Raw genomic sequence first — 10,718 nt, 5'->3', positions numbered from 1 at the left:
CGCCCCTGCCTTTTGACGAGGCAGCATAACTTTACAATACAGTCCAAACTTTAGATTTCTTAGAAAACAGCCAAAAACTCCAAAGTTCAGTGCTCGAATCATTCTTGACACTCTATACAGCCCAAAAAGTCAACGATAGTTTAGTTGTCAAAGCATCGTGGATGAAGGAGTGGCTGAGCGAATCTGGTATTCCTGCCGAACATATCCGTATGATTCCCGACGGTATCAACCTCGTTGAACCGATTGATAAAGGGTTAGCAAAACAACACACCGCTGCAATCTTTAACAAACCCATGTTTGCTGAGCGTCCGATTGTTGGATTGATCTCTGGATTTGAACCGAATCTTGGGGCACAGTGGATTTCTGCGTTTGCGCGAGCCAACCGACATCTCTCGATTTTTGTCTATGATTATGTATTGGCACGGCACTATAAAAATCTACCGGACAATGTGGTAATTTTCACGGCGGATGACGAAGATATGGCTGCAATTTCCCCGCTCTTCTTTCAGGCTTTGGATCTGGTCTGTTTTCCTGCAATGCCGGGAACACCGCTTTCGGTGGTTTTAGAGGCAATGGCTTATGGAACACCGTGTGTCGCTATGGCGAAATATGGTCTCCCAACAGAAGTAGAAGGGGCTGGTGTGAATATCGGATTGGAATGGGATAATTTTGGTGATTTTCATGTATCTATGGACGAACTTTCGGCTGCGATACATCGAGGGTTAGAACCCTCTAAGATCCGTACTGAATATGAAAAAATCGCAAAAGGTTTCGCTCAGAAATACACTTGGCAGGAGACAACAAGAAATATTGTTCGGATCTTTGCGGAGAATCATCCGTTGATGATGAGGCGTTATCAAACGGAGGCAAACTTGTTCCGTCCTATTTTTTGCCGTCGGTATAATCCTCAGACGCGTAAAGTAACAGCTGAGGCATATAGATTGGGCATTAACAGATATGAGCATCTCGAAAAAGCTTTGGCAGAGACACTTATGGAACAGCACAAGCCGACTGAAGTAGCGTCAGTATTTAAGCACTTCAAGATGGAAACTTCTGTTCAACAGCGCGACAATTTCGCACCAGAGATGAAGCCCCTAATACGAGGTTGATTTATCCTATGTCACATTATGAATACTTTCTAATTCTTTTGTCCCTCGTTTTTTGTGGATATGCGAGTTATACCGACGTAAAGACGCAGAAGATCCGCAATTTCTGCTCTCTGGGGGTCCTGTATATAGGGACGCTTAGCCAATTGATGGCATGGTATCTTGGCAAAACAACGCCGCTGGACATCTTATGGCTTTTCTTAGGAGGCGGACTGATTGCGTTTGCTTTTTATTGGTTCGGTATCTTCTCGCCCGGGGATTCCAAACTCTTTTGGGGAGTCTGTTTAATTTTCCCGTTGTCACTTTTCAGAAATCTGAGCGGCACTTTGAGTTTTCCGCCCTTGATCGTTGCCCTGAATATTATCATTCCGTACGCAATAGGGCTACTGGTATATCTAATTTTCAAGTTTGTGCGAATGCGAAATAAGTTGGACCTTCTTCGGTATTTCTTTAAGTCAAGTTTTCAAAAACCGTTGCTGCTCGAAAAACTTTTCAGTCTACTTCTGTTCATCGGTATCGGGTCTGCATTGACCTATCTATTAAAACGCTTTGGGTGGGAACCTGACCGGATTTTGCACCTTGTTTTCGTTTTGCTGGCATTCACGCTAATACAGAAGTTACTGTCGAGGTTACCGAAAACGTCGGTCTATTACGCCGTTGTTAGTTTCGTATGCGTTTGGTTATCGTTGCAAGCGATGCCGTCTGTGCCTGCGTTTCTCTCCAGTCTGGCTGTTCTCTTAGGACTCTACTTTCTTGTTTTCGTTATTGCGAAACAATTGGTACTCGGTTTGGCAAGTATAACGTTGAACAGTGCCGTTGATGTAAGTGGTCTTGAGGTTGGCATGATTCCTGCTGAGCAAATCGTTCGGGTAGAACACACAGACGGTGCTGTCCGCTATGAAAAACGACAGGTAGCGTTTTCAAGCCGTCAGGAGAAAAATACGGTTATTTCTCCGGACCCCGCGGGACTCACTGCAGATGAGATAATCCAATTGCAAAACCTTGCGGCGGAAGGTGCTTTCTCTGAATTTGGCAATCGAGTGAACATTCAACCCTCGATTGGCTTTGCGCCGGTTATTTTCCTCGGTACACTGCTAACGGTGCTTTGCCAAGGTCCATTTTATTTCAAACTGATGCAATTACTCTAACTTTTTAGTTTTCAAGCGTTTCCAGCGGGAGAGCTCTACTCCTACCCGTGAGACGGAGATAGATTTATTTCCTATGAACAGATACAATATATGCATAAGTCGAATCCGTCTTACATTTGGGTTGTTGATTTTAACAACATTTTGGTACTGGGAACTAATTTCGCTGGATGAGAGGTCCGGCAGAAAGGAGGAAAATCCAAATGAAGAAAGAGATTCGCGCCGAAGTTAAGCGATTTTTTACATCCGAGGCTGGACGGGTCGGCGTTCGGGCACCCCTAGCTTTAGGTGTCGCCAGCGGTGCCTTTTTGATATCGCAGATGGTGTATACGCCATCCGCCGAGGCTTCCTGTGTCAGTGATGATGATTGCGGCTCGGACGGGCGATGTGAGGCGTGGTGTGAAGAGTACTCTAAGGGAACTTGTAAGGAATGGAAATCTGGATGTGTTTATGATAGTTAATCTGTGTTGCGTTTCCACTGTTTTCCGCAGTGGGAACGCCTTATGATTTCAAATTGACAATTTTAAATTGAGATTTTTTAATTTTTTGCACCCTTTCTTCAGAAAAGTTGTGTCTTAATATTTAAAAGGGATGTGACCCGTTCCTTATATTTTATCATTTTTCCGTTTCTTATATTCTACCGCCTTATTGTTCGGAGGTCTCTCATCTTGGAAAACGATGTTCAGTTAATACAGCGGATTTTATCAGGCGATGATTCGGCATTCAACGCCTTAGTCGAGAAGCATCAAAAGGGGGTTCACGCCCTGATATGGCGGAAGATTGGCGATTTTCACTATGCTGAAGAACTGACTCAAGATGTTTTTCTCCGAGTATACAGAAAACTCGGGACATTGGAAGATCCTAAGCGTTTTGCGGGATGGTTGTATGTGATTGCTGATCGACTGACGCTGACTTGGATTAAAAAACACAAACCGCTGTCGATGCAGTCGTTGGAAAATATACCCCCGGAAGAGATAGAGGAAGCCTCTTATGCACATCACGTAACGCTGGAACGCGAAACAGACACTGCCGAGCATAAGGCTGAAATTGTCAAAAAACTTTTGGAAAAGCTGCCGGAGAGCGAACGCACGGTCGTAACGCTCTACTATCTCGGTGAGATGACGACGAAGGAGATTGGCAACTTCTTAGGTGTGTCGGTGAACACAGTGAAAAGTCGGCTGCGCCGCGGACGAGAGCGTTTACAAACGTCAGAATCCTTGGTGAGCAATGTACTTGGAGGTGTGCAGTTACCTGCCGATCTAACGGCACGCATTATGCGACAAGTCGCCGACATTAATCCAACGCCTCCACCGACTGGAAAACCCTTAGTGCCGTGGGCAGCTTTCGGTGCGGCGACAATTTTGTTTGTGTTACTGGTAGGCGTGAGTCATCAGTATCTTGAGCGCTTCCAAAAGCCGTATAGTTTCGACGCGAGATCTGAACCGACGGTTGAAATCATTGACGCGCCTATGGTCCTTGACGTTATATCAAAGCCGTCTATACGAAACCAGTTCGGTCGGTCTGCTGCACCTGGGAAAAGCGTTGGTGCTGGCACGCAGTTTTCCGAAGCAACTTTACGAACATATCCCGAAGAGGATTTACGCAGGTTTTCCACTGAGCAGTGGGCACAAACAGACGGACCCCCTGGCGGTCATGTCCACGATATCTACACGCTTTCTGATGGAACGACCTTCGCTTTTGCAGCAACGGGGATGTACAAATTAGAACAGGAAGCGACAGCATGGCGGCACCTGAACACGGGTATTCCGATAGATGACTTTCTGATGCCGATGGTAGGAAATCGCGGGATGCTCTATGTCGTCTCTACGAATGAAATATTTGCTTCGATGGATAAAGGCGAAACATGGAATGTGTTTTGCGTCTGTCCAAACGGAGAGGCTATTGGACTTATCATCACCGAGGAGACATACACGCAACATTCACCGACGGATATGACGATGTATTTGGCGTTAAAAGACGAGGGAATTTTCCGATCTATAGACGGCGGTGTTGAATGGGATCCAGTTAGCAATGGATTGACAGGCGAAAGGATTTCGGCAATCACTGCTGTTGGAAAGACGGTGTTTGCTGGCACAAACCGCGGTCTCTACCGTCTGGATTCAGGTACTTGGCGGAAATTGCCGGTAGGGGACTCAAGAACTGTCTACTCCTTGGCAGTGCTTGGCAGTAATCTCTATGTCGGCATGGGACCTGATCTGTACGGATTGACACCAACGGATGCGAGATCCATAGTGCCAAAGGGCGAGCCCAGTTCAGGCAGGATTTATCGATCAGTGGACTTGGGAGCATCGTGGACTGAAATAACGCCGAAAGATGGATATCGCGCGACGATGCTGCCCTCTGGGGTCCGACTTTTGACAACAGGTAAAACACTCTTAGCGTTGGGTTCCAACGAATTTCGATCAACAGATGGCGGAGACACATGGACAGCTCTCGGAATTGACACGAATTTATTTATGCTTAATCGTTCACCCGCTGCGGTGGTAAACGATAGAGTGTTTTATAAAGCGGGTGCTTTTGGCATTCATCGCACAACGGATGGCGGTGAGTCGTGGCATATATTTATGGACGGCGTGTTGGGAAGATGGATAAATGATTTGGTTGTGTTCAACAATAAATTATATGCATTTACTGGGGAGGAGGTATATCAGTCAACCAACACTGGCCGGTCTTGGAAAAAAGTACGCGTGGATACTGAAACGGTCTCACGGAAATCCGTAAAGCCAGATCTGTCTCGTATTGATTTTGATTATAGCTCAAAGTTTCTGATTGATAGCGGGATCCTCTATTTTATTTCTCCGGAAGAACATCACTTGCGTATTTCCCGTTTATCTGAAGACGGCGATAGCCTAATTCCAATTCAAGCCACACCAGTTTTTGATACGGAACGGATGAGAGAGAATCAGTTGTCTGAGACGACGCGCCTTGTTGAAAGGTGGGTAGAAGTCAAGGCGTTTGCGATGAGTTGCGGTGTGCTCTATGCGGAATACAATCGTAGACTCTTTAAGTGGAGACCGGGTGACGCAGTGTGGACGGACACTGAATTGATAGACCTTGGTAAATTGTCTGATGACAACCGCTTTGACAAGGGATTCAAATTAGCAGTCTCAGGAGAAACTGTATACGTCGGGAAACGGGAGGGTCACCTGTTTCAATCGCTTGATGGAGGCAGCAATTGGATAGATGTTACACCGAACTTGCCGCTCGGCTTTACTTCCTTCAAAGAAATTGTCTTTGCCGGTTCAACGGTTTACGTCGCGACCGAGGCGTCTTGGTCTCAGAAACTGGGGAACACTGGCGCGTGATAACGGACAGAACAGGGAGACCTATTATCATAAATCAATTCGTTATGAATCATTTTGCTGTGACGGGTCCCAGAGTTTACGGTGTGGGAGATACAGGCGTTTACGGTTTGGATACGGATGGACGTTGGGATCAAGTTGCTTCAGAAGTGCTGGGCGAGGTTGTCTCTCTTGGTATAATGAATAACAGACTCTATAGTGCCACTAAAGCGCATGGGATATTTCAGATATCGCTTGCGGCGGAATAATAAGGGGATTTCCACATAAACGCATGTGGAATTCAACGTTGAATTGTGTATTTTAGAATTATTGTAAGTCCGCCTGACAAGAGTGATTCTTAGGATTTGGGTCAAGCGGTTCGGAATTAACAAGAAAGATAGAAAATTAGAATCAAGGCGAACTGTAGGTATGAAAAATCTACAAAATTTGCCAATTATTGCTTACCTCAAAAGGAGACATGTAAATGAACAACAGACACCGGGTCTTTGTCAGCTACTACCATGCAGAAGATCAAGACTATAGGGAACGATTTGAACTGCTGTTTTCGGATATCCATGACATCATGGTGTCAGAATCCGTTGAAATAGGCGACATTGACCCAAACCTCAAAACGGAGACAATCCATCAAAAAATCCGAGATGAGTACCTTCGAGATTCCACAGTGACAGTCGTGTTAGTAGGTGCCCATACATGGCAACGAAAATTCGTAGACTGGGAAATCGGTTCCAGCATACGCCAAACACAATACAATTCCCGTTCCGGACTTTTGGGGATTATATTACCGACGTACCCCAGACCACCCGGTAAGCCTACCCATTATTATCCTAACACAACCCCTCCGAGACTCTACGATAATATTGAATGCAGGTTCGCAACAATCCACAATTGGAGTGATGATCCAGATACTGTGCAGTCGTGGATACACGAAGCTTTCAAACGGAGAAACGAGAATCCTCCGCCCGATAACTCTCGTGATTCGTTCAAAAATAATCGATCGGGCGAAAGGTGGTCTGATTAAATGATGGAATTTGATCCAACCCAACTTAGTGCTTTGGTTTATCCTCTTATAAAACTGGGGGTGACTTTTAATGAGAAATTCCTGAATACAAAACGAAACCCACATCCCATAGGAAATGATCGAAAAGCGTCGTGGGATCTGTACATTGAAATGGTTACTCGAATTACCACACAGCCCTTGCCTCCAGAACATGGCGATGAGAAGATCGCATTAGATAGTGTGTATTCGCTCTTTCCAACCACGCGAGAGATTCTTCTTGCCCAAGGTCCAGACTGTGTAGAATTTGCTCAGATCGCGATCATTATCCTCAATCAAGAGGTGCGTCCGTTTACGGCAAAGTGGCACCGCAAAAGTCTGGCAGGTGCTTTTGATGATCCCGCGTTATGCATCGAGTTCCGAACCGAACTTGAATCACTTCAAGAGATTTTGCGCGCGTACATGCGAACGCTTGCAGTACTTGCTGGTATCGAAGATATAAGTAACTTGTCTAAGACAGAACAGGAATAAAAATAATGCTTACAAAAAACCTTTTTGAAGTCGGACAACGTAGTTTTGATCCTGACATAAAATCTGTCGTGTTCATCTCTTACAGACGCAAAATTTGTGATATGCAAATAGCCCTGAAATGTGCAGAAATATTAGAGAATAATATTAGAGAATATAGATGGACTACACTATTGGTTAGATGAGCATGACAAATGCATGGAGCATGCCCAAGCCGAAAAAGATGATGTCAAAACCGCTCTGTGCATTGAGCAGGGATTAGATGTCTCTTCTGCTCTATTAGGTGTTATCGGCCCAGGAACATTGGATTCCCCGTGGATCCCTTATGAAATCGGGGGTGCTCGCGGACGACAACGATACGCGAAACCCTTTAACACGCTGCCATCCGCGCCACACCCCCTTATCGCTCATTTTATACATGATGTAGATATCAGCGAAGTGCCTGCCTTCGTCGCGCTCGGTACCCCGCTCCGGTGGCTTGATGAAGTTGAGATATGGGCACAAAGCATCGCTGACATCTTAGGGGAAAAACATACACCCGTGCCGGTTTACGAAGCGAAAAACATTCAAGACCGATATGGGATACAAGATATCTATGAGAAGAATACTCGACTTTTGAAATCGACACCTCGGTAATGGATACTTCGGTGAGGAAGCGCGTTCTTGATAAAAAATTTCTTACAAACGCGCAACTCACTGAAGTCGTTTATATTTTAATGTTAAATAGAATATTCTGTCCGCGCATTCTCAAGATTATGCCGCTTGTTTAGGAATTAATTCCGAGGCTCCAAGAGCCCATAAACTGATAAAAGAGGAGAACTAAATCCATTCAGCTTACCTATCAGCTATAACGAGGTTTATAGGCGATAAGATTGGCTGTTCGTAACGACATCTTAAATACGAAAGGGACGAACCTAAGGTTCGCTCTTACAATTTTTTTTGAGCGTAAACACAGATCTTTTGGCATTTATGCACCCTTTCTCCTGCAAAAAGGTGTCTTAAATTTTAAACGGAGCTGTTTACCCATGTTTAAAATGTTTTACGCATTATAAGGTTAAAGCATTACCGTTTTTCAAATATGATGAAAGGAGATAAACTCTAATGCAGACTCATGTAGTCCAACTGACGAAGCAACGTCTCAGCGACTTCTTCGTCAAAGAAGATGGGCATGTTGCCCACAAAAACGCTTTAGCTGCTGGTACTGTCGCAGCGGGAGCGATTCTTGCGTCACTGATGCTCACACCCGATGCACTCGCATGTGACACAATCTCATGTGGGGATGGTTATTGTTCCACAGACGAGTGGACCGGTTGTTGCTCCGGTACCAATCAAGGCGGTCATCTGGAGCACTGGTGCTGCTAGCGCGGTAAGCCTTTACGTGTTCCATATAAGCGAGGACTTATCAGTTACGTCCAATCGTTTTTGTATAAGTCCTTGCTTTTATAGTGGGCAATACAGAAATAACTGAACGTCCTTATGTCGAATGCTTGCTTTGCCGACGAGGAAGAAGACAAAAATGAGAAACCGACACATCCTGACCTGCCTCTTTTTGCTTACATTCATCCCGTTGAGTGTGAAAGCACTTCCACCCCCTTCACCGGCTAGTGGAAACTATTTAGCACTTGACGGGGTCGATGACTACGCCGTTTTGGATTTTGAAACATTCGGCACACTTTTACCGGAAGGCACGGACGAATTCACGATAGAAGCGTGGATATATCCGACCACACCGCCTGCTGATGATATACACGCAATGATTCTCAGCCAACAAGTCAAGATGGATGTGGTCAACGATGTCCATGATGGGTGGGAGAACGTAAGGAAGAAACTCAAGTGGCAGAAGGGAGATTTATTCCTAAGAATGCAAGCACATATTATAATGAAGAAAAGGGTTGTGGGGACATCCTACCACCCGGTAGTCCTTTCACCAAACCAATGGCATCACATCGCTTTTCAGGCGAAGGAGGGTCAGACAACAACAATTGTCAACGATGTCGCACACATCTCCTCGCAAAGCATAACGCTTGCACACGATCTCTCAAGCCTCGAGCGTCCAAAGGATTTTACACTTGGGGGCTTTGGAGAGAAAATTGGTTCCACGCGTCACACTCACTTTTGGGGTGCTTTTGCGGGATATATTGATGAGGTCCGCATCTCGACGGTGGCGCGTTACGATGTTGCTAAAGAAGGTTTCACGCCGCGCGACAAGTTCAAGAATGACGCGAAGACCGTCGCGTTGTGGCATTTTGATGAACCGGGGGGAACAACGAAATTCTCAGACGCATCAGGCAACGCCTATCATCTGGAAGGTAAAAATGGCGCGAAGACTGGTACCCCACTGAAAGTCAAAGCACAATGATTGGTAAGCAGTTCTCGGCTTTCGATAAGTTTGTGATACGTCAAAAAATCTGTGTCCGTGTAAGCAATGTTAAAGACGAAAGAAAATAACTGTCTACCAATCGCTGTAGGCTAAGAATGTACTTGATAACCACTAAGCACGGAGGAATAATCAATGTTAAGCGTATTTAACTCTAAAACAAGTATCATTATTGGCTGCGTTGCGTTCATTCTTTTGCAGATGCTAATATTGTCTTTTGCGGCAGCGGATTGGGAACTCGTCACTCAGCTCCCGACGGAGAGAGTGAATTTCGCCACAGCCGTTGTGGATAATAAAGTGTATCTTATCGGTGGCAGCCTCAATGAAGACGTGAGGGCACTTCCTCCAATAGTTCCTGGACCTTTTGGACTTTCAACCGTTGATGAGTATGATCCACAAACCAATAGGTGGCGGCGACGCGCAGACATGCCAACGCCCCGCCATGGTATGAGATCTGCGGTAGTCGACGGGATTATCTATGTCTTTGGAGGGTATAATGCGAAAGATAACAAAATTTGGAATATGAAACTTATCCGTCACGTAGAGGCATACAATCCGAAGACGAATAGATGGATCAAGAAAGGAAACATGCCAGTTTCTCGTATCGGCTTTGATCTGGGTGTGATTGCTGGAAGGGTCTATCTCATTGGCGGTTCAACGGGGGTCGGCGCGGAGCATGAAGTAGCGATGTCCCGGGTTGATGTCTATAATCCGGCGACGGATATGTGGGGGAAAGCACCGGACATGCCGACTCGCCGCGACCCAGATAATGTGGCTGTCGTCAACAACAGTCTTTATGTCATTGGCGGATGGCCACCCGCAGCCGCGGGGCGGCAGATCCTAACGGTCATTGAGGCATACGACCCCATAAATCATCAATGGGAAAAGAAACAGGATATGTTAGCTGCCAAATTTGGGTTCTCGACAATTGTTATTGGAGATGAAATTTATCTGATTGGAGGTGTCCCTGGGCTACACATACCTCGTCAGTATTTAGCGACAGTGGATGTGTATCATCCACGGACAGAGACATGGCGCGATATTCCATCCTTGCCCGTGCCCATGCGCCCTTTTGGTGCAGTGGCGGTCAACGGCAAGATTTATGTTTTCGGCGGTGTTGGAGAAGGGTGGGAATTTTTTCCAGACGTTCTCGTCTTTGATACTGGTTTTCGTGCTGTTGAGGCAACAGGTAAACTGCTGACACGCTGGGGTGGAGTCAAAGGTGAACCGAAGAACTAACCCAGA

At 45.8% G+C, this 10,718-nt stretch carries 11 protein-coding genes; all 11 read left to right on the top strand.

The genetic code is table 11. The annotated features are described in order from the left end of the window. Positions 1 to 104 precede the first annotated feature (104 nt). Positions 105 to 1,109, top strand: coding sequence for a hypothetical protein (locus tag OXN25_09855; GenBank protein MDE0425161.1), 1,005 nt, complete (start codon positions 105 to 107; stop codon positions 1,107 to 1,109). 8 nt (positions 1,110 to 1,117) lie between these two features. Then, positions 1,118 to 2,254 (top strand): hypothetical protein, encoded by a 1,137-nt coding sequence (locus OXN25_09850; protein ID MDE0425160.1) that lies wholly within the window; start codon positions 1,118 to 1,120, stop codon positions 2,252 to 2,254. A 200-nt stretch (positions 2,255 to 2,454) separates the two neighbouring features. Beyond that, entirely contained in the window at positions 2,455 to 2,712 is a 258-nt protein-coding gene (locus OXN25_09845) for a hypothetical protein (protein ID MDE0425159.1), read from the top strand. Between the two features lie 207 nt (positions 2,713 to 2,919). Next, complete coding sequence (locus OXN25_09840; protein MDE0425158.1) at positions 2,920 to 5,577, top strand: sigma-70 family RNA polymerase sigma factor; 2,658 nt, start codon at positions 2,920 to 2,922, stop codon at positions 5,575 to 5,577. After that, on the top strand, positions 5,574 to 5,822 hold the full coding sequence (locus OXN25_09835) for a hypothetical protein (GenBank protein ID MDE0425157.1): 249 nt from the start codon (positions 5,574 to 5,576) through the stop codon (positions 5,820 to 5,822). The genes OXN25_09840 and OXN25_09835 overlap by 4 nt, the downstream gene beginning before the upstream one ends. Before the next feature lie 215 nt (positions 5,823 to 6,037). Beyond that, complete coding sequence (locus OXN25_09830) at positions 6,038 to 6,592, top strand: TIR domain-containing protein (GenBank protein ID MDE0425156.1); 555 nt, start codon at positions 6,038 to 6,040, stop codon at positions 6,590 to 6,592. Beyond that, on the top strand, positions 6,593 to 7,099 hold the full coding sequence (locus tag OXN25_09825) for a hypothetical protein (protein MDE0425155.1): 507 nt from the start codon (positions 6,593 to 6,595) through the stop codon (positions 7,097 to 7,099). It abuts the gene before it with no gap. 195 nt (positions 7,100 to 7,294) lie between these two features. Beyond that, entirely contained in the window at positions 7,295 to 7,732 is a 438-nt protein-coding gene (locus tag OXN25_09820; protein ID MDE0425154.1) for a hypothetical protein, read from the top strand. A 465-nt stretch (positions 7,733 to 8,197) separates the two neighbouring features. Then, on the top strand, positions 8,198 to 8,458 hold the full coding sequence (locus OXN25_09815; GenBank protein ID MDE0425153.1) for a hypothetical protein: 261 nt from the start codon (positions 8,198 to 8,200) through the stop codon (positions 8,456 to 8,458). 154 nt (positions 8,459 to 8,612) lie between these two features. Then, the gene (locus OXN25_09810; GenBank protein ID MDE0425152.1) at positions 8,613 to 9,455 is read left to right on the top strand and encodes a LamG domain-containing protein; all 843 of its coding nucleotides are present in this window, start codon (positions 8,613 to 8,615) and stop codon (positions 9,453 to 9,455) included. Between the two features lie 153 nt (positions 9,456 to 9,608). Further along, positions 9,609 to 10,712, top strand: a complete 1,104-nt coding sequence (locus OXN25_09805) for a hypothetical protein (protein MDE0425151.1) — start codon at positions 9,609 to 9,611, stop codon at positions 10,710 to 10,712. The last annotated feature ends 6 nt before the right edge of the window (positions 10,713 to 10,718 follow it).

The sequence above is a fragment of the Candidatus Poribacteria bacterium genome, assembly GCA_028820845.1.
Classification (GTDB): domain Bacteria; phylum Poribacteria; class WGA-4E; order WGA-4E; family WGA-3G; genus WGA-3G.
Note: the sequence above shows the minus strand (reverse complement) of the source record. Positions and strands in the feature narration are given on the sequence as shown.